The 21,400-nt window shown below is 54.5% G+C and carries 21 protein-coding genes and 1 pseudogene; 16 read left to right on the forward strand and 6 right to left on the reverse strand.

The genetic code is table 11. The features are described 5' to 3' along the window. Positions 1–46: 46 nt before the first annotated feature. The gene (rnt, locus tag DPA2511_RS08700; RefSeq protein ID WP_023638262.1) at positions 47–691 is read right to left on the reverse strand and encodes a ribonuclease T; all 645 of its coding nucleotides are present in this window, start codon (positions 689–691) and stop codon (positions 47–49) included. A 151-nt stretch (positions 692–842) separates the two neighbouring features. Next, the gene (gene gloA, locus DPA2511_RS08705; RefSeq protein ID WP_012765302.1) at positions 843–1,250 is read right to left on the reverse strand and encodes a lactoylglutathione lyase; all 408 of its coding nucleotides are present in this window, start codon (positions 1,248–1,250) and stop codon (positions 843–845) included. A gap of 215 nt (positions 1,251–1,465) precedes the next feature. Between gloA and DPA2511_RS22765 the strand changes: the two genes are divergently transcribed. Both DPA2511_RS22765 and slyA read left to right on the forward strand, forming a co-directional pair. After that, a complete protein-coding gene (locus tag DPA2511_RS22765; RefSeq protein ID WP_071597668.1) occupies positions 1,466–1,705 on the forward strand; it encodes a DUF1289 domain-containing protein in 240 nt (79 codons plus the stop codon). A gap of 176 nt (positions 1,706–1,881) precedes the next feature. Continuing rightward, on the forward strand, positions 1,882–2,319 hold the full coding sequence (gene slyA, locus DPA2511_RS08715; RefSeq protein ID WP_012765303.1) for a transcriptional regulator SlyA: 438 nt from the start codon (positions 1,882–1,884) through the stop codon (positions 2,317–2,319). Between the two features lie 145 nt (positions 2,320–2,464). Here the strand turns inward: slyA and DPA2511_RS08720 are convergent, their stop codons facing one another. Continuing rightward, positions 2,465–2,932 (reverse strand): outer membrane lipoprotein, encoded by a 468-nt coding sequence (locus DPA2511_RS08720; RefSeq protein ID WP_012765304.1) that lies wholly within the window; start codon positions 2,930–2,932, stop codon positions 2,465–2,467. A 344-nt stretch (positions 2,933–3,276) separates the two neighbouring features. On the opposite strand from DPA2511_RS08720, the gene anmK reads away from it, so the two are divergent. The 5 genes from anmK (at position 3,277) to pdxY (ending at position 8,047) form a co-directional block, all read left to right on the forward strand. Then, entirely contained in the window at positions 3,277–4,392 is a 1,116-nt protein-coding gene (gene anmK / locus DPA2511_RS08725; protein ID WP_012765305.1) for an anhydro-N-acetylmuramic acid kinase, read from the forward strand. A gap of 117 nt (positions 4,393–4,509) precedes the next feature. Continuing rightward, positions 4,510–4,806, forward strand: a complete 297-nt coding sequence (locus tag DPA2511_RS08730; RefSeq protein ID WP_012765306.1) for an MliC family protein — start codon at positions 4,510–4,512, stop codon at positions 4,804–4,806. An 87-nt stretch (positions 4,807–4,893) separates the two neighbouring features. After that, positions 4,894–5,595, forward strand: coding sequence for a pyridoxamine 5'-phosphate oxidase (gene pdxH / locus DPA2511_RS08735; protein WP_012765307.1), 702 nt, complete (start codon positions 4,894–4,896; stop codon positions 5,593–5,595). A 138-nt stretch (positions 5,596–5,733) separates the two neighbouring features. Continuing rightward, positions 5,734–7,011: a tyrosine--tRNA ligase gene (tyrS, locus tag DPA2511_RS08740; RefSeq protein ID WP_023638264.1), complete on the forward strand. Its 1,278-nt coding sequence runs from the start codon at positions 5,734–5,736 to the stop codon at positions 7,009–7,011. 175 nt (positions 7,012–7,186) lie between these two features. Next, the gene (pdxY, locus tag DPA2511_RS08745) at positions 7,187–8,047 is read left to right on the forward strand and encodes a pyridoxal kinase PdxY (protein ID WP_012765309.1); all 861 of its coding nucleotides are present in this window, start codon (positions 7,187–7,189) and stop codon (positions 8,045–8,047) included. 141 nt (positions 8,048–8,188) lie between these two features. On the opposite strand, the gene gstA is transcribed toward pdxY, so the two are convergent. After that, positions 8,189–8,803 (reverse strand): glutathione transferase GstA, encoded by a 615-nt coding sequence (gene gstA / locus DPA2511_RS08750; protein ID WP_012765310.1) that lies wholly within the window; start codon positions 8,801–8,803, stop codon positions 8,189–8,191. A gap of 440 nt (positions 8,804–9,243) precedes the next feature. On the opposite strand from gstA, the pseudogene acnA reads away from it, so the two are divergent. Together acnA and DPA2511_RS08760 are read left to right on the forward strand one after the other, a co-directional pair. Next, positions 9,244–11,947: pseudogene (acnA, locus tag DPA2511_RS21380) on the forward strand (aconitate hydratase AcnA). Between the two features lie 178 nt (positions 11,948–12,125). Further along, positions 12,126–13,739, forward strand: a complete 1,614-nt coding sequence (locus tag DPA2511_RS08760; protein WP_012765312.1) for an ABC transporter substrate-binding protein — start codon at positions 12,126–12,128, stop codon at positions 13,737–13,739. Positions 13,740–13,780: 41 nt separating this feature from the next. On the opposite strand, the gene ribA is transcribed toward DPA2511_RS08760, so the two are convergent. Beyond that, positions 13,781–14,374: a GTP cyclohydrolase II gene (ribA, locus tag DPA2511_RS08765; RefSeq protein WP_012765313.1), complete on the reverse strand. Its 594-nt coding sequence runs from the start codon at positions 14,372–14,374 to the stop codon at positions 13,781–13,783. A 267-nt stretch (positions 14,375–14,641) separates the two neighbouring features. On the opposite strand from ribA, the gene pgpB reads away from it, so the two are divergent. The 5 genes from pgpB to yciH all read left to right on the forward strand — a co-directional run bounded on the left by pgpB (position 14,642) and on the right by yciH (position 18,394). Beyond that, positions 14,642–15,421: a phosphatidylglycerophosphatase B gene (gene pgpB, locus DPA2511_RS08770; protein WP_012765314.1), complete on the forward strand. Its 780-nt coding sequence runs from the start codon at positions 14,642–14,644 to the stop codon at positions 15,419–15,421. Between the two features lie 188 nt (positions 15,422–15,609). Beyond that, on the forward strand, positions 15,610–15,915 hold the full coding sequence (locus tag DPA2511_RS08775; protein WP_012765315.1) for a LapA family protein: 306 nt from the start codon (positions 15,610–15,612) through the stop codon (positions 15,913–15,915). Positions 15,916–15,928: 13 nt separating this feature from the next. Next, entirely contained in the window at positions 15,929–17,098 is a 1,170-nt protein-coding gene (gene lapB / locus DPA2511_RS08780) for a lipopolysaccharide assembly protein LapB (RefSeq protein WP_012765316.1), read from the forward strand. Between the two features lie 238 nt (positions 17,099–17,336). Further along, positions 17,337–18,068 (forward strand): orotidine-5'-phosphate decarboxylase, encoded by a 732-nt coding sequence (pyrF, locus tag DPA2511_RS08785; RefSeq protein WP_012765317.1) that lies wholly within the window; start codon positions 17,337–17,339, stop codon positions 18,066–18,068. Further along, on the forward strand, positions 18,068–18,394 hold the full coding sequence (gene yciH, locus DPA2511_RS08790; protein ID WP_012765318.1) for a stress response translation initiation inhibitor YciH: 327 nt from the start codon (positions 18,068–18,070) through the stop codon (positions 18,392–18,394). The genes pyrF and yciH overlap by 1 nt, the downstream gene beginning before the upstream one ends. Before the next feature lie 165 nt (positions 18,395–18,559). Here yciH and osmB read toward each other — a convergent pair whose 3' ends face one another. Beyond that, positions 18,560–18,775, reverse strand: coding sequence for an osmotically-inducible lipoprotein OsmB (gene osmB, locus DPA2511_RS08795; protein ID WP_012765319.1), 216 nt, complete (start codon positions 18,773–18,775; stop codon positions 18,560–18,562). 339 nt (positions 18,776–19,114) lie between these two features. Between osmB and araD the strand changes: the two genes are divergently transcribed. Then, positions 19,115–19,810, forward strand: coding sequence for an L-ribulose-5-phosphate 4-epimerase (araD, locus tag DPA2511_RS08800; RefSeq protein WP_012765320.1), 696 nt, complete (start codon positions 19,115–19,117; stop codon positions 19,808–19,810). A 452-nt stretch (positions 19,811–20,262) separates the two neighbouring features. After that, positions 20,263–21,270, forward strand: a complete 1,008-nt coding sequence (gene kdgT, locus DPA2511_RS08805) for a 2-keto-3-deoxygluconate transporter (protein ID WP_012765321.1) — start codon at positions 20,263–20,265, stop codon at positions 21,268–21,270. Positions 21,271–21,400 lie beyond the last annotated feature (130 nt).

The following is a 21,400-nucleotide window of genomic DNA, read 5'->3' on the forward strand; positions in this document are numbered from 1 at the left end:
CTAGCCAGGCAGCATCAGGCTGCCTGGTTCCTCCACTCACCGTGGATCAGTTCGCATTGACGGCGCTATCGTTGTCGCTGTCTTCAACGGCAAGTGGCCATCCTCCCAATCTTTTCCACCGATTAACCAGTTCGCAAAACAGCTCTGCTGTCCGCTGGGTGTCATAAAGGGCTGAGTGTGCCTGGCTGGAGTCGAATAGAATGTCTGCGGTGATGCAGGCTTTGGCCAACACGGTCTGCCCAAGCACCAGACCACTGAGCGATGTGGTATCAAATGTAACGAAAGGGTGAAAGGGATTACGTTTTAATCCGCAACGCTCCGCCGCTGCCATCAGAAAGCTGTGATCGAACGCCGCATTGTGCGCTACGACGATCCCGCGATTACAGCCCTTATCTTTGATACCTTTACGCACCATTTTGAAAATTTCATGCAGTGCTTCATATTCGCTGACTGCGCCGCGCAAAGGGTTGGTCGGGTCAATACCGTTAAATGCCAATGCATCGGGATTCAGGATGGCGCCTTCAAATGGCTCTATATGAAAATGGAGTGTTTCATCCGGCTGCAACCAACCGTTGTCGTCCATTTTCAGGGTCACGGCGGCAATTTCCAGCAAGGCGTCGGTTTGTGCATTGAATCCGGCGGTTTCCACATCAATGACGACAGGATAGAAACCGCGGAAACGCGCGTTCAACGCATTCGGATTGTTTTTTCTTTTTCAGCCATTTGTCTCTTTCTTTAGAAAATACCGCGTACACAGCGGTGAGTTCAGCAAGGCATGCAATGCAGCAACAAAGAAATATCAGGCATCTGTTTAACGCAGAAACCTGACATTAATAGAGGGATCAGTTGCCCAGACCCTGTCCGGCTTGTGAGCGTTCAATCAGCTCGATCTTGTAACCGTCGGGATCTTCCACGAAGGCGATAATCGTCGTTCCACCTTTAACCGGGCCGGCTTCACGGGTGACTTTTCCGCCAGCCAGCCGAATGGCTTCACATGTCGCGGCGACGTTATCAACGCCCAAAGCAATGTGCCCGAAAGCGGTGCCCAAATCGTAACTGTTTACGCCCCAGTTGTAGGTTAATTCGATAACAGCGCCTTCGCTTTCTTCGGTATAACCGACAAACGCCAGGGAGTATTTGTATTCTGGATTCTCGCTGGTGCGCAGTAGACGCATACCTAATACGTTGGTGTAGAAATCAATAGAACGCGATAAATCGCCGACGCGCAGCATAGTATGAAGTAAACGCATAATGACCCCTATTGTCATCAGTAGGTTAACCGTAAGACGGTTAGCATGTCAGGCCAGCAGTATAACGTCGTTGATGGAGCGAGTTCAAACCGGCGCAGTGCCGAAACGATGGGCGTTAATATTGTCTGTGTGCTGATTTTAGGCGACGGAGGCACACAGCACTTGCCAGTTGTCCGGAACAACGCTTCAATAACAAGGTCAGATGAGGAGGTCCTGTGGCCGAGCAGCTTGAACTTTTCCCTGTGCCTAATCCGTGTCGAGGAATCTGCCAGGCGGATAACCGAGGGTATTGCCGTGGTTGTTTTCGAAGCCGTGAAGAGAGATTTAATTGGGGAAAATTGACTGATCCTGAAAAACAGGATGTGCTGCGTTTATGTCGACAAAGGATGAAACGTGCTCAACGTGGAGAGAAAATTTCAGTATCTTCCGGGGACGATCATCCAACCTTGTTTTAAGATGTATTGTGATATTTAATGATATAAATTAAGTTCAAGATCATTTTTAATTAATTATTATTTGCTAGAATAGTTTCTATAACAATAAGACGCTTTTCTGTCGGTTCATTTTTTTTAAATCAGAATTGATTGCAATCCAGGGATGTAACTTAGCATGCTAATTATAAGGAGAGGTGATGGAATTGCCGTTAGGATCTGATTTAGCCCGGTTGGTTCGTGTATGGCGCGCTTTGATTGACCACCGCTTGAAACCCTTGGAGCTCACGCAAACTCATTGGGTTACTTTGCATAATATACACCAACTGCCCCCGGGGCAGTCCCAAATTCAGTTGGCGAAAGCGATAGGTATTGAACAGCCTTCGCTGGTCAGGACGCTGGATCAACTGGAAGATAAAGGGCTGATTACCCGCCATATTTGCGCGCATGATCGACGTGCCAAACGTATTATGCTGACCGATATGGCTGACCCTATCATACAGGCGGTGAATGATGTTATTGATCAGACTCGCTGCGAAATATTAGATGGCATTACGCCGGAAGAGGTAAATGAATTATCCACTATAATATCCAGACTGGAAAGAAACATATTGGCATTGCACGAGCACCAGGCCTGAATTAATAGAAAGAGTAAATATTCTGGCGAATGAAATTTAAATTCCAGCAACGTTAATGTTAATTAATGGTATTAAAAAATATCTGTTGGCATTTAATCATTCAGTTAATCACCACCCTGTATGGGTGGTGATTAACGATTTGGTATCAACGAGGGGAGACGGTAATTGAGCGTCCGTTACTGGCCATCGCAACGCGCTGACCGACACGGAATTTCGTATCTCCTTGTTTCTGCACAACCATAATGGTTGACCCATCATCTTTGCGGATTTCCAGTTCTACACCCTGAACCCGGTTGACTGCACCTTCAATACTGTTTCCTGCCACGCCGCCGGCAACCGCGCCGGCAGCGGTTGCGAGGGTACGGCCTGTTCCCCGGCCGACGGTATTACCGACCAATCCGCCCAATACCGCCCCACCGAGGGTACCGATCATATTGTTTTCTTCACCTGCCTGAATTTGTACCGGGCGGGTAGAAACGACCGTACCGTAAGTGACGGTCTGAACCTGTTTGGCTTCAGATGCGCTGTAAACGTCTCCTGAAAGGGTGCTGGTATTGGCGCAACCAGCCAGTGTGATACCTGCCAATGTCATCACAAGAAAACGTTTCATCATAGATAAGGACTCCTGTTTTATCGCTGTGTCGGTGCGGCGGCGCCTTGAGCCGACGTATGGTTTACAATCAAATCATGGTGTGGCTAAAAGCCCCATTCCACTGTTTGATGACAGCCAGAATAGATCTGTGCGCCTATATTGATAATAAACGTATTTAAGCGCTGTCTGTGAAGGCGCATTTTTCTGAAAAATTGTGTCAAATGGTGACTTTTTGACTAATTTGTCATTAGCATAACAGAAAATGCAAAAAAGCACTAAAAATGAAGATAACGTGCTATTTTTATTACTCTTAATCAACTACGAACTCTCGTTTTCACGTGATCCCCACATACCGGGTGAATCCCATGCGTGCAGGTAAATATATAGGCATTATGTCTGGCACCAGTCTGGACGGCGTTGATGTTGTATTGGCAGACATCAATGCACGCTCAATAACGCAACTGGCCAGCTATTTTCATCCTATGCCGGAGTCGATTCGGCAGGCGATCTTATCAATGAATCAGGGGCAGGCGGTGACGCTTTCTGCGCTCGGTCATCTTGATACCCGGCTTGGCGTGCTGTTTGGCGATGCGGTACTGCAATTGTTGGCGCATAACCGTCTTGGCGCTGGAGATATCGTTGCAATCGGTTGTCACGGGCAGACTATGTGGCATGAACCCTACGGTGATGCGCCCTGTACGCTGCAAATTGGGGATAATAATCATATTGCCGCTATGACCGGTATTACCACGGTCGGCGACTTTCGCCGCCGGGATGTCGCTCTGGGCGGTCAGGGCGCGCCCCTGGTTCCTGCGTTTCACCACGCATTGCTGCAACATCCGACGGAGAGGCGGGTCGTGGTAAATATCGGTGGTATCGCCAACCTGTCCCTGCTATTTCCCGGAGAGCCTATTTTGGGGTACGACACGGGGCCGGGAAATATGCTAATGGATGCGTGGGTCGCTCAACATCGTGCTCTGCCTTTTGATAAAGATGCCGTCTGGGCGATGACGGGGCGTATCTGCCCGGAGCTCCTGGCGCATTTCCTGGGTGATTCGTATTTTTCCTTGTCGGCGCCGAAGAGTACCGGGCGCGAATACTTCAACCTGGCCTGGCTGGAGAAACAGCTGGCGGCATTCTCGCCTCTGGCTGTTGAAGATGTTCAGGCGACGCTGGCGGCGTTGACCGCCAACAGCATTGCCGAACAGATTAGGCTGCACGGCCGATGCGATCGGGTTCTGGTGTGTGGCGGCGGCGCGCGCAACCCGTTGCTGATGCAGCAACTTGCCGGACAGTTGCCGATGTCGCATGTCAGTGCTACAGACGAATACGGTATTCGTGGCGATGATATGGAGGCGCTGGCTTTCGCCTGGCTGGCATTCCGAACGATGTCGGGGCTTGCCGGCAATTTGCCGTCCGTCACCGGGGCGAGGAACGCAACCGTTCTGGGCGCCATCTTTCCGGCGAACCGGTCGGCCTAATCGGATTTCGCCGAGCCCGAGGGAGTATCGCTATTGCTAGACTGTGAGTGTTGCCTGCAACCCGAGACCATTCCGGTTGCGGGCGTCTGGATAGCAATATGACAGGAGAACGCCCGAATGAAACCATGGCTGGCAGTATGCGGAATTGCGCTGTTGAGCGGGTGTGCGCTGATAGCGCCCAAACCGCAATCCCGGATCCTGTACTATCAATGCGGCACGATGCCCCTTACCGTGACGCAGTCGGCAAAACAGGTTGTCTTTCTACTGGACGGCGAAAGCCATACGCTGCCTGAAGTGCCTGCCGCATCCGGCACACGCTATAGCGATAATCGATACACGTTCTGGAGCAAAGGGCGCCAGGCCTTCATCATGCGTGGCGAAAGGATCATCGTCAGCGATTGTACGCTCCGGTAGAGGATGGGGGGCTGCATTGAGATTTTGACGGTTGCGGCGCAGAATGTGGGCACATTTTTCGCCCGCGCAGGCAATGGCAGGATTCAAATGACAGCAGAACACGACAATTCACGTAATCAGGTACTCACCGCGCCGGGAGATAAGGCGCATCAGATCGATATCGCTGATTTACGACGCGAATATACCCGTGGCGGGTTGCGCCGCCGCGATCTCACCGATAACCCGTTGGATCTGTTTGAGCGTTGGTTGAAACAGGCCTGCGAAGCGCAGCTTGCTGATCCGACCGCCATGTGCGTCGCCACGGTGGACGAACAGGGCCAACCTTACCAACGTATCGTCTTGCTGAAGCACTATGATGAAAAAGGGATGGTGTTCTACACCAATCTCGGCAGCCGTAAGGCGCAGCAACTGGCGAACAACCCCCGCATCAGTCTGTTGTTTCCCTGGCATATGCTGGAGCGGCAGGTCATCGTTTTGGGTCGTGTGGAAAAGTTGCCCCCGCTGGAGGTGCTGAAATACTTCCACAGTCGTCCCAAGGACAGCCAGATCGGCGCCTGGGTCTCCCGACAGTCCAGCCGAATTTCTACGCGCGGTATTCTGGAAAGCAAATTCCTTGAAATAAAACAGAAATTTCAGAATGGCGAAGTCCCGTTGCCCAGTTTCTGGGGCGGTTATCGGGTACACATCGATTCCGTAGAATTCTGGCAAGGGGGCGAGCACCGGTTGCATGACCGTTTCCTTTACCAGCGCCAGGAAAGTGGCTGGGTGATTGACCGCCTGGCACCGTAAAACCCGGCAATTTGTTGTGCTAAGCGCTGGCACTCACGGTGTCGGCGCTTTATTCTATGTCACGCTAAATTTTTCTTTCGCCGTTAGAGGCGAAAAGCCGTGTACCGGCAAAGGTGCAGTCGTTTATACATGGAGACATTGATGGCAAGCAATCTGATTCAACAATTGCAAGAGCGGGGCCTGGTGGCCCAGGTCACTGACGAGGCTGCGTTGGCAGAGCGACTGGCGCAAGGGCCAATTGCACTGTATTGCGGCTTTGATCCGACCGCCGACAGCTTGCATTTGGGACATCTGGTGCCGCTGCTGTGCCTGAAACGCTTTCAAATGGCCGGTCACAAACCGGTGGCGCTGGTCGGCGGAGCAACCGGCCTGATCGGCGATCCGAGCTTCAAAGCGGCGGAGCGCAAACTGAATACCGAAGAAACTGTCAGCGAGTGGGTGGATAAAATTCGCCGCCAGGCCGCTCCGTTTCTGGATTTTGATTGTGGTGAAAACAGCGCAGTCGCCGCCAACAACTATGACTGGTTCGGTTCGATGAACGTGCTGACGTTCCTGCGTGATATCGGCAAGCACTTCTCCGTCAATCAGATGATCAATAAAGAAGCGGTCAAACAACGCCTGAATCGCGATGATGTGGGTATCTCGTTCACCGAGTTTTCCTATAACCTGCTGCAAGGTTATGACTTTGCTTCGCTGAATGCGCTGCACGGCGTGGAGTTGCAGATCGGCGGTTCCGACCAGTGGGGCAACATTACATCGGGCATCGATTTGACCCGTCGTCTGCATCAGAAACAGGTATTCGGCCTGACCGTACCGTTGATCACCAAATCCGACGGCACCAAGTTCGGTAAAACTGAAAGCGGCGCGGTATGGTTGGATCCGAAGAAAACCAGCCCGTACAAGTTTTACCAGTTCTGGATTAACACTGCCGACGCCGATGTATATCGGTTCCTGAAATTCTTCACTTTCCTCGATATTGACGCGATCAATGCGCTGGAAGAGGAAGACAAGAACAGCGGCACCGCGCCGCGCGCCCAGTCTGTTTTGGCGGAAGAGGTTACGCGGCTGGTGCATGGCGAAGAAGGATTGGTTGCGGCCAGACGTATCACGCAGAGTCTGTTCAATGGCCATCTGGGTGAGCTGACCGAAGCTGATTTTGCGCAACTGGCGCAAGACGGGGTGCCGATGGTGGAGCTGGAGAAAGGCGCCGACTTGCAACAGGCGCTGGTGGATTCCGAATTGCAGCCTTCCCGCGGACAGGCGCGCAAGACCATTGCGTCCAACGCCATTACCATCAACGGCGAGAAGCAATCTGATCCGGAGTACGTCTTGGCAGATAGCGATCGTCTGTTTGGCCGCTATACGTTGTTGCGCCGCGGCAAGAAAAATTACTGTCTGGTTTGCTGGAAAGCCTGATTCTTCATCGCAAGGGAGCCGAGCGCTCCCTTTTGTTTTTGCGGTGCATGTCAGATCCGTCTCGTCATTATTCCGTTGCCGTTTCATCGGGTTGGTGAAGTAAGGGTTCGTGTGTCATGACGAGACCAATCTGATAACAACACATCGCATCATGCAGGCAGGGGCAGTGAGTCTAATGAAAAATATATTGTCGATTCAGTCACATGTGGTATTTGGTCACGCAGGGAATAGTGCGGCGGAGTTTCCGATGCGCCGTATGGGGGTTAACGTCTGGCCACTGAATACCGTCCAGTTTTCCAACCATACGCAGTATGGTCAGTGGACCGGGTGCGTCATGCCGGCATCGCATTTAACGGAAATCGCCCAGGGGATCGACAACATTGGTCATCTGAAAGATTGTGACGCCGTATTGAGTGGTTACATTGGTTCGCCGGAGCAGGGCGGTCATATCCTCGATATTGTCCGGCGGGTGAAGGCCGCCAATCCGCAGGCGATGTATTTTTGCGATCCGGTGATGGGCACACCAGAGAAAGGGTGCATCGTACCGCCCGGCGTGACGGATTTTCATTGTCATCAGTCATTGCTGGTGAGCGATGCGATCGCGCCGAATCTGCCGGAGCTGGAATTACTGAGCGGTCAGACTATCCATACCGTGGATGAGGCGGTAGCCGCCAGCCGCTTATTGTGTCAGCGTGGTCCGAGAGTGGTGTTGGTGAAACATCTCAGCCGCGCCGCCTATCGTCACGATCGGTTTGAAATGCTGTTGGTGACGCCGGAAGAGGCTTGGCATATCAGCCGTCCGCTGGTGGATTTCGGCGAACGTCAGCCTGTCGGCGTGGGCGATTTGACCAGCGGACTGTTGTTGGTCAATCTGCTGAAGGGCGCGACGCTGGAGAGTGCGCTGGAACACACGACGGCCGCCGTTTATGAGGTCATGCTGACGACCAGCGAAATGCAGCAGTATGAACTGCAACTGGTTGCGGCGCAGGAGAATATGGTCAGGCCGCGTTTCCATTTCGAGGCCGTGCGCCTCTGAGGCCACCGTTCGGTTGGCGCAGGCGGCGGAAGGGAAGGATCTCCCGCCGCATGTCTGCTACCACAGCGTGCGTTGCAGGTCGGAGGCTGGCGGGCTGTAGCATAGTCGTCAGCCTCGCTCCCGTTCAACGGCGGCGCTCGTTTAGTATTTGACCTCGAGCCCTTCAGCCGTTAACGCTTTTTCAACCGACGGCCGACCCGATACCCGTTCCAGAAATGCCAGCAACGCCGGGAACTGTATCAGATCCAGTTTAAATTCAGGCGCCCAACGGCATACCGTAAACAAGTATGCATCCGCCACGCCGAAACGGTTTCCCACCAGATAGTCGTGCTCTCCCAATACTTCATTCAGATAGCGGAATCGCTGTGTGAGATAGCTGCGCAGCAGGTCTTTGTACAATTCCGGCGTGCCAGGGCGAAACAGCGGGGTAAAGGATTTGTGAAGTTCAGTGGCGATGTAGCTCAGCCATTCGATGGCATGATAATGGTGGATAGTCGCCGGCGGCGCGATCAGGTTATATTGCGGCGCTTTATCCGCCAGATAGAGCGAAATTGCAATGCACTCCGTCAGAATAGACCCATCGTCAAGAACCAGCGCCGGAACCAGCCCTTTCGGGTTGATCAGCAAATAGTCCTGACCTTGTTCAGTCTTTTTGGTGCGCGTATCAACGTTGTCCAGAGAAAAACGAGCACGTGTCTCACATAGAATGATATGTGGAAATAACGCGCTGCTTCCTGGCCGGTAATAAAATTTCATATACCATTCCTTCCATCGCGAGCATTGAGAATCTTTACTGTGTGTAGTGATTAATTATCGATAAATTCTTAATAAGAAGATGTAAAGCAATATTGCAATAAATAACCATGGCCGGATGTGCGATACATCGCAAGTGCCGTTACTGAAATCGTAGTCGTGGATGCATTATTTTCTCTCCCAATTTTCCCTATGTGCTTTTTTTTATTAAAAAATCCGGTGGTTATAATTAAAAAAACAGTATTTCAGTTATTTTCGGATACCCTATTTTTTGTTAAAAATATGTTAATCATAATTTGTGTTATCTTTAATAATGAGTCTCGATAATGATGATTAACGGGGCGCCGGATGGCGACCCTGAACAGCATGCAGCGATGTCTGCAGGATGCAATACCAGCGGAAGGTCGGTTTGAGACAACGCTGTTCATCCGGGAGAATGCATCATGCCATCACAACGCCGCGATGCCTGTATTAATACCCTCGCTATCCGTCAAAATACCTACGCCTATTTTAGTTTGTCGTTGGCCGCCAAATGGTTGGGCAACGTTGATAAGCTTCCAAAATCGTTGAAAATTCTGTTTGAAAACCTGTTACGCCACTATGGTGGCGAATTCGTCCAGGAGGCGGATTTGCAAGCCTTGGTGGCGTGGCAGGAGCACGGCCATGTCGATCGAGAAATTGCATTTCAACCTACACGAGTGTTGATGCAGGATTTCACCGGCGTCCCGGCGGTGGTCGATCTTGCAGCAATGCGTGATAGCGTAAAACGGCTGGGGGGCAATGTCAGTCGGGTCAATCCGATGACGCCGGTCGATCTGGTTATCGACCATTCCGTGACCGTCGATCATTTCGGTGACGCTCAGTCACTGGCGGACAATACCCGGCTGGAGATGGCGCGAAATCATGAACGTTATGCGTTTTTACGCTGGGGCCAACGGGCGTTTCAGCATTTTCGCGTTGTCCCGCCCGGTACGGGCATCTGCCATCAGGTGAATCTCGAATATCTGGCGAAAGTGGTGTGGTCGCAGCGACGGGGCACGTCATTGCTGGTTTTCCCGGACTCGCTGGTGGGCACGGATTCGCATACGACCATGATTAACGGGCTGGGGGTACTGGGGTGGGGCGTCGGGGGGATCGAAGCGGAAGCCGCGATGCTGGGGCAGCCGGTGTCCATGCTGATCCCGGATGTGGTGGGATTTCGACTAACGGGAAAGCTTGCGCCGGGTATCACGGCGACGGATTTGGTACTGACCGTCACGCAGATGTTGCGTCGGCATGGCGTGGTCGGCAAGTTCGTCGAATTCTTCGGTGATGGGTTCGGACACCCTGCCGCTGGCCGATCGCGCCACGCTGGCCAATATGGCGCCGGAGTATGGCGCAACCTGTGGTTTCTTCCCGGTTGATGCCGTGACGCTCGATTATCTGAGGCTCACTAACCGCAGTGAAGAACAAATAGCACTGGTCGAGGCGTACAGCAAGCGACAGGGGCTGTGGCGTCAGCCGGGGGATGAGCCTTGTTTCAGTAGCCGGCTGGAATTGGATATGTCAACCGTGGAAGCCAGCCTGGCGGGGCCGCGCCGCCCGCAGGATCGCGTCGCGTTGGCCGATGTGCCGGAGGCATTTCGCGCTAGCCAGGCGTTGTCTACGACTACTGCGGAAACGCGCCGTAGGGAGAAACCGATCGCTGGCGGTGAGCCTGCGCCGCTTGATGCGGGTGCGGTGGTGATTGCCGCCATTACATCCTGCACCAATACTTCCAATCCGCGCGTACTCATGACGGCCGGGTTGTTGGCACGTAACGCCGTCAGCCGCGGATTGCGCAGCAAAACCTGGGTGAAAACGTCGCTGGCGCCGGGGTCGCGTGTCGTCACCGATTATCTGGCGCGTAGCGGTCTGCTGGCGCCGCTGACGACGCTGGGGTTTCATCTGGTCGGCTACGGTTGTACCACATGTATCGGCAATGCGGGCCCGTTGTCCGACGCGATTGAAGCGGCTATCCGACAGAATGATCTGTCCGTCGCCGCGGTACTGTCCGGGAACCGCAATTTTGAAGGCCGCATCCACCCGTTGGTAAAAACCAACTGGCTGGCCTCGCCGCCGCTGGTGGTGGCCTATGCACTGGCGGGCAATATCCGCGTTGACCTGACTCGGGACGCGCTGGGCAACGACGCGCAGGGCCATCCGGTGTATCTGCGCGATATCTGGCCTGACGAGGCGGAAGTGGCCGCGACGTTACAGTGCGTTAGTGCTGAGCAATTTCGCCATGAGTACGCTGCGGTGTTTGAGGGGAGCGAGGAATGGCGGGCGATCGCGGTCGGCGAGGAACCGACCTATCGCTGGCCGGCGGATTCCACGTATATCCGCCGACCCCCATTTTTTGACGAGATGACGCATCAGCCGCCCCCGGTCAACGACATCAGCGAAGCGCGTATTCTGGCGCTATTGGGGGATTCTGTTACCACCGACCATATCTCGCCGGCGGGCAGCATCCGTAGCGAGAGCCCGGCGGGGCGCTACCTGCTGCAATCCGGCGTCGCCGAGCCTGACTTCAACGCCTATGGCGCGCGGCGCGGCAATCATGAGGTCATGATGCGGGGGACTTTCGCCAATGTTCGTATCCGCAATGAAATGGTGCCCGGACGGGAAGGCGGCTTCACCCGACATATTCCATCGCAGCAGGAGATGACCATTTACGATGCCGCGGTACGCTATCGCGATGCAGGTATCCCGCTGGTGGTGATCGCCGGCAAAGAGTATGGCTCCGGCTCCAGCCGCGACTGGGCCGCCAAAGGGCCGCGTTTGTTAGGGGTTAGGGCGGTGATGGCCGAGTCGTTTGAGCGTATCCACCGATCTAACCTGATCGGCATGGGGGTTTTACCGCTGGAGTTTCCTGCGGGCACAAGCCGCCACACCTTGCGTCTGACCGGCGACGAGCGCGTGTTTGTCGCCGGGTTGGATGCCTTGCAACCGGGAGCACCGGTCACAGTGATCTTCAGGCGTGACGATGGTGAAACGCAACACGTCGATATGCGGTGTCGCATCGATACCGCGAATGAACTGGCCTACTACCAGCATGGCGGCATTTTGCAGTATGTGATCCGCAAAATGGTAGGGCAGCAGACGCCGGGCGGCAAAAGGCCGCGATAACCACAAAAGGAGCCAGGTCGCGTGAGGTTGACGTCGTTTCCGGCCGATCCCCTGGTTTAACATGTGTGGCGGACGACACCGATAAACGGCGGTGTCCGCTTGAGCTTGTTGATGGGATGAGGTATGAGTATTCATGGGTAACGTCATGATTCATAATAAAAAATTATATGGAGGATAAATGAGAAATCAGAAAGCATGGTGGCTGGTTTTATTCGGTGCGCTCAGTGCGGGCGCTGCATCGGCCGCCGTGGTGCCGGCCGGGACGCAACTGGCGGATAAACAGGCGTTGGTTCGCGCCAACGGTTCCGACCCCGCTTCGCTGGATCCGCAGCGTGCAGAAAGCGATGTGGAAGGCAATCTGGTTCACGATTTTTTTGAAAAATTGGTGCAGGTCAACGACGATGGTTCGGTCTCGCCGGGCTTGGCTGAACGCTGGGAGAATCAGGATAACCGCGTGTGGACTTTCCATCTTCGCCCCGGAATGACGTGGTCGGATGGTAGCCCGATGAGTGCCGATGATGTTGTATTCAGCTGGCGGCGTTTGGCGGATCCGAAAACGTTGTCTCCTTATCAATCTTTTGTCGCCAGTATGCATGTACTGAATGCGGCGGATGTCATCGCGGGCAAAAAATCGCCGTCGGAACTGGGCGTCAAAGCGCTGGACGCGCTAACGGTACAGATCACTCTTGATCAGCCGCTCTCGTATTTTCTGCCGATGGTCGATCACTACGTGACCAGTACGATACCGAAAGCCGTGGTGGAAAAATACGGCGATAAATGGACGCAGATGGGCAATTTTGTCGGCAGCGGTCCGTTTACGCCGGTGGAGTGGGTGGTGAATGAACGCATTGTCGCCAAGCGTAATCCCCACTACTGGGACAACGCGCATACCGTGTTGAACCAGGTCACTTATCTGGCGATCGTCGCCAACACGGCAGAAGTGAACCGCTACAAGGCAGGAGAGGTGGATGTGACGTTCACCATGCCGCCGCAGCTGTTCAAAGCGCTGCAAAGCGAGCTGCCGAACGAAGTGCGGGTATCACCGCAATTGTCGACCTACATTTATAAAATCAACACCACTAAAGCGCCGTTTAACGATCCGCGTGTCAGGCAGGCGCTCGATTTGGCGCTGGATAAAGCGATCATTGCGGAAAAAGTATTGGGTCAGGGGCAACTGCCTGCCTACAACTACGTGCCGCGGGGGATGGCCGGGTACACGAGTCAGCAGCCGGTATGGGCGGACTGGACGCAGCAGCAGCGCAATGCACAGGCGAAAAAACTGTTGGCCGAAGCCGGGTATGACGCCGCGCATCCGCTGAAATTCCAGTTGTTGTATAACACGTCCGAAGCGCATCAGAAGATAGCGATCGCCGCCAGTTCGATGTGGAAGCAGAATCTGGGGGCAGAGGTGACGCTGCTTAATCAGGAATGGAAAACCATGCTGGATACCATGCGTAACGGGGATTTCGATCTGGTGAGAAGTTCCTGGGGGGCGGATTACAATGAACCGACGACCTATTTCTATACGTTACGTACCGGCGATAGCAACAATTCCACCCGATTCAGCAACAAAGAGTATGACGGCCTGCTGGAAAAGGCCGCGCTGGCCGGTACGCTGGATGAACGTAATCGCTACTACCATCAGGCGGAAACCATACTGCAACAGCAAATGCCGCTGATTCCAATCTATTACTATGTGCGTAGCCAGATGGTGAAACCTTATGTCGGCGGGTTTCGATCTGATTTGAAAGGGGATTTTTACAGCAAGGATATTTACATTATCAAACACTGAGGCAAAAACGCCTGGCGGAGTCAGGCCAGGCGTTGCGCGTATTACTTGATATCCAGCAGGTGGCCCATTTTGGCCGCCTTGGTCTTCAGATATTTTTCGTTCTTCGGATTGCGGCCGACAATAAGCGGCACTCTCTCGGTGATATTGATGCCGGCTTCCGCCAATATCTCAACTTTTTTAGGGTTGTTGGTCAGCAGTCGTATGGCATCGACATTCAATAATTTGAACATGTCTGCACACAGTGTGAAGTCCCGCTCGTCGGCGGCGAATCCCAACTGATGGTTGGCTTCCACGGTATCTGCGCCCTGATCCTGCAGCGCATAGGCGCGAATCTTGTTCAACAGGCCGATATTACGGCCTTCCTGACGGTGGTAAAGCAACACGCCGCGCCCTGCTTCAGCGATATGGCTCAGCGCAGCTTCCAACTGAAAGCCGCAGTCACAGCGCAGACTAAACAGCGCATCTCCCGTCAGGCATTCTGAATGTACCCGGGCCAGTACCGGCTCTGCGCCGGAAATATCGCCATAGACCAGCGCCAGGTGATCGCGACCGGTCGCCGTTTCCTCAAAGCCTACCATCAGGAAGTCGCCCCACGGGGTGGGTAGTTTGGCTTCCGCCACCCGTTTTAGCTGCATGTTTATCTCCAAAGCAATGATGATTGATCCCTCCGCTGTGCGACGAGGAAGAATCGTTGATCAGATACTACCGGAATCCTTGAAAGCACCCTGAGCCTACAGTGCTCGGTCAGCATTGACCTGATATGAGAGTAGCTAACCCTGTTCGCGGTGTTGTTGACGGTTCTGTGGGCTAGTTTACGTCATACTGACAAAGTATGTCCCCCTTTTTGATAACATTGTGAAAAATTTGTTTTTAAATATCCTTCTGAATTATAGGGAGAAAAAATGTCGTATTTTGCCCGTCGCATCGTAGCCGGCGCCTTGTTGCTATTGGTGATTCCCCTGTTGGTATGGGCAAGTGGTTGGCAATGGAGACCAGAATTATCGGGGTGGTGGCTGCGTCCGTTATTCTGGATCACGGAAACGGTCAGCGCGCCGTGGGGATTTCTCACCACGCTGGTTCTTTCGGCCTGGTTTCTTTGGCGCGCCGGACTTGGGCGACGGCAGGCGGTAACGCTGTGGTGCGTATTGATAGGCACCATCGTGCTGGGGCAGGTTGTGGTGGAGTGCGCCAAAGTGTGGGTGCAGGAGCCCCGGCCCTTCGTGGTCTGGCTGGAACAGGCCCAGCAGATCGCCGTACAGGATTTTTATACGCTGCCCGGTTCAGCGCGTGGCGAGCTGGTGGCGGCCCAATTGCAGCACGCTACATCGCTGCCGGATTGGTTAAAACTGCACTGGCAGAAGGGCAACGGTTATGCGTTTCCCTCGGGGCACGCCATGTTTGCCGCGTCTTGGGCCTTGTTGGCGGCCGGCGTGCTCGGGGGGCGGCGTCGTTACGGCACCGTGGCGTTGCTGATGCTCTGGGCGGTGGCCGTCATGATTAGCCGTCTGGTGCTGGGGATGCATTGGCCAAGGGATCTGGTGGCGTCGACGATCATCAGCGCGCTGTTATCCATGCTGGCAGGCTGGTGGCTGTTGCGTCGGGGCGATGTTGCAACGACAGGCGAGCCATTGCGGCGTAACAGAACGGGGCGCGGCGCCATGTCCACACGCGCCAGGCGTTAAGCCCCGCCGCCCGCCGGATGTTCCTGGCGGGCGAGTTCGACGCCACGTCAACCCAGCCATCCTTATCAAATACACTGACCATCCCTGATGGCGTTTCCTTCCCGGCGGCGGAGATGCTAATTTTGTGGGGGCTACAGCCAAAATCTGGCATAATTCATCCGTTTAAGGCGATATCACAGGGCTTGAATGTGAAATACATACTGATTTTTCTCCTGTTGCTGGCGATCTTCATCATCTCTGTCACGCTGGGCGCGCATAATGATCAGGCCATTACCTTCAATTTTCTGCTGGCCAAAGGGGAATACCGGCTATCGACGTTGCTGGCGACATTGTTTGCCGCCGGGTTCGTTCTGGGGTGGGGCATTTGCGGCCTGTTTTATCTACGCCTGCGCATTGCGCTGGCACGCGAACAACGTAAAATCAAACGACTTGAACAGCAACTGACTGTTCCGGGAGAGGCTGGCGCCAGCTCTGCCGAGTCGGCTACCCACTAAGGAATCACTCTGTATGTTAGAACTGCTGTTTCTGTTGCTGCCGGTTGCCGCCGCCTATGGCTGGTATATGGGGCGCAGGAGCGCACAGCAGGACAAACAGGATGAGGCCAACCGCCTGTCGCGAGAGTATGTGACAGGTGTCAACTTCCTGCTTTCCAATCAACAAGATAAAGCCGTTGAGCTGTTTCTCGATATGCTCAAGGACGACAGCAATACCTTCGAAGCCCATCTAACGCTCGGCAATCTGTTTCGCTCTCGCGGCGAAGTGGATCGCGCCATCCGTATTCATCAGGCGCTGACGGAAAGCGCGTCTCTCAGTTTTGAGCAGCGGCTGCTGGCCGTACAGCAACTGGGGCGCGATTATATGACCGCCGGGCTGTATGACCGCGCGGAAGGGATCTTCAAACAACTGGTTGATGAAGACGAGTTTCGCGTTGGTGCTCTGCAACAGTTATTGCAGATACATCAATCTACCAGTGACTGGCCGAATGCTATTGATACGGCGGAGAAGCTGGTCAAACTGGGTAAAGACCAGTTGCGCGCAGAGATCGCTCATTTTTATTGCGAGCAGGCACTGCAGGCGATGGGCAGCGATGATATGGATAAAGCGATGGGGTTGTTGAAAAAAGCCGCTGCGGCCGATGAACAATGCGCCAGGGTTTCTATCATGGTGGGGCGCATCCTGATGGCGCAACAGCAGTACGAGCGCGCAGTGGGCGTGTTGGAGCAAGTGCTGGAGCAAGACAAAGAGTTTGTCAGTGAAACGCTACCGATGCTGCGCGAATGTTATCAGTATCTGCAACAGCCAGAGGGGTGGATCGCTTTTTTACGCCGTTGCGTGGAAGAGAAGAGCGGTTCTACGGCGGATCTGATGATGGCGGATACTCTGGAGCAACTGGACAGCGCCGAAGCCGCACAAATGTACGTAACCCGTCAATTGCAACGCCATCCGACCATGCGGGTATTTCATCGGCTGATCGATTACCACTTGCGTGATGCGGAGGATGGGCGCGCCAAAGAGAGCCTGGCAGTGCTACGCAACATGGTGGGCGAACAGATTCAGACCAAGCCGCGTTATAGCTGTCGCAAATGCGGTTTCACCTCACAGTCGCTGTACTGGCACTGTCCTTCCTGCCGCTCGTGGGCGACAGTCAAACCTATTCATGGATTGGATGGCGAATAAACCCCAGCGTTTTCTGTATCTACGGTGTTTTCTGTTTCACGCCTAAATAGTTACAACATACTTTTATGAACAGCGCCAACACGGCGGCGTGAGTGCCACCTATGGCGATCTGGGCCTGGCAGACGGTATATTTTAGCCGGTGGGATGTTCCGCGCGTCGCTGGGATTTAGCCCTTTGTACAGGTAGAATGCGCGGCGGAATTGATTCAACACACTCATGACATTGCGGGGGCACCTCAGTGAACGGCGAACAAGCAGCTCTGAATACCATCACGTCTTCTCCGATTATCGTAGCGCTGGATTATGCGGATAAAAATGCCGCTTATGCGTTCGTTGATCGTATTGATCCCCGGGATTGCCGGTTAAAAGTCGGAAAAGAAATGTTCACGCTGTTCGGGCCGCAACTGGTCAGGGAACTGCAGCAGCGCGGTTTTGAGGTGTTTCTGGATCTGAAATTCCACGATATTCCCAATACGACGGCGCATGCGGTCGCGGCGGCGGCGGATCTGGGGGTATGGATGGTCAATGTGCATGCCAGCGGCGGAGTACGCATGATGACGGCGGCGCGCGAAGCGTTGCAGCCGTTTGGCAGCGACGCGCCGTTGTTGATTGCGGTCACGGTGCTGACCAGCATGGATGAAGAGGATCTGCGTGGTCTGGGGATTGATCTTTCTCCGGCGGATCAGGCGGAACGGTTGGCGTTGCTGACCCGACAGTGCGGGCTGGACGGCGTGGTTTGCTCGGCGCACGAGGCCAGGCGTTTGAAGCAAGTGTGCGGTGGTGAGTTCACATTGGTGACGCCGGGCATTCGACCGGCAGGCAGCGAGGCCGGTGATCAGCGTCGGATTATGACGCCGGAGCAGGCGCGGCAGGCTGGGGTAGATTATATGGTGATTGGTCGCCCGATTACCCAGGCGGTCGATCCGGCCGCAACCTTGAAAGCCATTCTGGCCTCCCTGGGGAACGCATGATGAACGACGATAACAGCCGGTTGGTCTATTCGACGGAAAGCGGCCGTATCCGTGAAGAAGCGCCGAAAAATGTACGCCCGAAAGGGGATGGAACGGTGCGTATTCAGCGCCAAACCAGTGGGCGTAAAGGCAAAGGCGTTTGCCTGATTACCGGTCTGGATCTGGATGACGGTGCGCTGGACACGCTGGCGGCCGAGTTGAAGAAGAAATGCGGCTGCGGCGGCGCGGTGAAAGATGGCGTTATCGAAATCCAGGGCGATAAACGCGATCAATTGAAACAGCTGTTGGAAGCGAAAGGGATGAAAGTCAAGCTGGCGGGCGGTTAATCCGGCACAGCTGATAAAAACAGGTACGTGCGCAGTGGGTGGGTTGGAACCCGGTGATTCGGGCGACGGCGGGGGTCTCTCCCATGATTATCCCCAGCGTCGCCCATTTTTACAGGTTTAGCTTTACAGGTTCAGCGTGGCAGACATGATATGCCCGCCCGCATGTTACCGGCTGGTCTCATGTCCGATCACGCCCCCTACCGCTGCGCCGCCGAGGGTTCCCAGCGCGCTGCCGTGAGTCAGTACCGAGCCGCCGACGGCGCCAATACCCGCGCCGATCGCCGTATTACGCTGGCGTTTAGACATATTAGAACAACCGCTTAGGCTGGTTGCCACCACCACAGCCAGCAATGCCACTGCCATTTTCTTATTTATCCGCATTGTTTATTTCTCCTGTTACTCCAGTCCTTGCACATCTCGGGCGATATTGCCGACGGACATGGATAAAATCTTGTCATGCTGTGTATTTTTACGGGGTAATACGCATCACGCACTGTGTATTGTCTGCTGACCAGTATAATCGGCGGTCAATCTCATAACAGGTAAAAACTCTTAATCCAGCGCGCCCATTGCATCAACTGGCCGGATTTTCGTCACGAGGGTGTTGCCCAGCAGTCACCGCGCGGATAGCAGAAGCGATCCTATTTTTCAGCCATTCCTCCCATACCTGAATCACGTTCTCACGGTGAGAATAAGAAAAGAGTCTGATGGGAGGTGATTATGTTAGAAGAGATTAAAAATCAAGTGCTTGAAGCCAATCTGGCTTTGCCTGAATATCATCTCGTCACGTTCACCTGGGGCAATGTCAGCGCGGTGGATCGTCAGCAAGGGGTGATGGTGATCAAACCTTCCGGAGTGGAATACCGCGAAATGACGGCCAGCGATATGGTGGTGGTGGATCTGGAAAGCGGTAACGTTGTGGAAGGGCATCGCAAACCTTCGTCGGACACCGAAACACACCGTGTGTTGTACCTGGCGTTTGAAGAACTGGGCGGTATCGTCCATACCCATTCACGCCACGCCACCATCTGGGCGCAGGCCGGGCGGGATTTGCCGGCCTGGGGGACGACGCATGCCGATTATTTTTACGGCCCGGTTCCCTGCACCCGGCTGATGACCGACGAGGAGATCAACGGTCGCTATGAATGGGAAACCGGGCGGGTGATTGTTGAAACTTTCCAGCAACGCCAGCTATCGCCGAGCGACATTCCCGCGGTATTGGTCAACGCGCACGGCCCGTTCGCTTGGGGACGTGATGCGCACAATGCCGTGCATAACGCGGTCGTGCTTGAAGAGATCGCGTATATGGGGATCTTTTCGCAGCAATTGCGGCCGTCGTTACCACCGATGCAAACATCGCTGCTGGATAAACATTACCTGCGTAAGCACGGCAAACAGGCCTATTACGGCCAATAACGGCAGGTGAATAACGCGACGCCGCCTCCCGGTCGGCGTCGTTTGGCGTTTCCCGAGGACGCAGGATTACCGGGTCTTCCATGTATTTCCGCATGTTCCCGTTTGTTCTCCCCAGGGTTTTGACTGGTCGGCGCTTATCCCGATCGGTATGCCGCGTAAGGCTTTTAATTAAATGAAATAAAAGATCACAAAATAAGAAACATTATTTCATTTTATGTGTGAGATCACCGATGTGCGCCCGGCAACCCGCTACTTTGGCCGTCATGTCGCTCAGGTAAGCTTGTCTGGGCGGGGATTCACCGGGAAAGTCCCGGAGGGATAAGCCGCCCCTGCGGTCGCTCCGCGGGTGCTGCCCTTTAACAGGCAAGCATGATTACCAACGTGGCGATTTTTCACCGGGAGTTTTCCCGACGACAACACCCTTCCGTTTATCCGAGAGGTCAGAAAAGTCTATGCATATCAAACGTACTATCGAGAAAATGCCGGGGGGCATGATGCTGGTACCGCTGTTTCTGGGTGCGCTGTGTCATACCTTTTCCCCAGGAGCAGGCAAGTATCTTGGGTCGTTCACGAACGGTCTTATCACCGGTACGGTACCGATTTTGGCCGTGTGGTTTTTCTGTATGGGCGCATCAATCAAGTTGAGTGCGACCGGCACCGTACTACGTAAGTCGGGCACACTGGTCGTGACCAAGATTGCGGTTGCCTGGGTGGTTGCCGCTGTGGCGTCCCGTCTTTTGCCGGAGCAGGGTGTGGAGGCCGGTTTTTTCGCCGGGTTATCGACGCTGGCGCTGGTGGCGGCGATGGACATGACCAACGGCGGTCTGTATGCCTCGGTTATGCAGCAGTACGGTACCAAAGAGGAAGCCGGTGCGTTTGTGCTGATGTCGCTGGAGTCCGGCCCATTGATGACGATGGTGATCCTGGGCACCGCAGGGATTGCCTCATTTGAACCACATGTGTTTGTCGGGGCGGTATTGCCGTTTCTGATCGGGTTTGCGCTCGGCAATCTCGACCCTGAACTGAGAGAGTTTTTCAGCCGTGCCGTTCAGACGCTGATCCCCTTTTTCGCCTTTGCGCTGGGGAATACCATCGACCTGAGCGTCATCGCGCAGACCGGGCTGCTGGGGATCCTGTTGGGTATAGCGGTAATTGCCGTTACCGGGGTGCCGTTAATCCTGGCGGATCGGCTTATCGGCGGCGGCGACGGTACTGCCGGGATTGCTGCATCCAGTTCGGCGGGAGCCGCGGTGGCGACACCGGTGCTGATCGCGGAGATGGTGCCGGCCTTCAAACCGGTGGCCCCGGCCGCGACGGCACTGGTAGCGACATCGGTGATTGTTACGTCGCTGTTGGTGCCGGTGATCACGGCGCTGTGGTCGAAGCGGATAAAAAGCCGGGGGGCAGGGAGCGTTGTACGTCCTGAGGAACAGGAAAGCCCGGTACATGGGCACCGTTGAGACATAGAAAAGGCGCCTTATCGGCGCCTGCGGCTTTATGGCTGACTGAACATCATGCCTCGAGGTGAAGTCACCATCGCGCTTAACGCTACCGTCTGAGTGTTAACGTTAGATTGCGCTGAACGGCCAG

This window comes from Musicola paradisiaca NCPPB 2511, assembly GCF_000400505.1.
GTDB classification, from domain to species: domain Bacteria; phylum Pseudomonadota; class Gammaproteobacteria; order Enterobacterales; family Enterobacteriaceae; genus Musicola; species Musicola paradisiaca.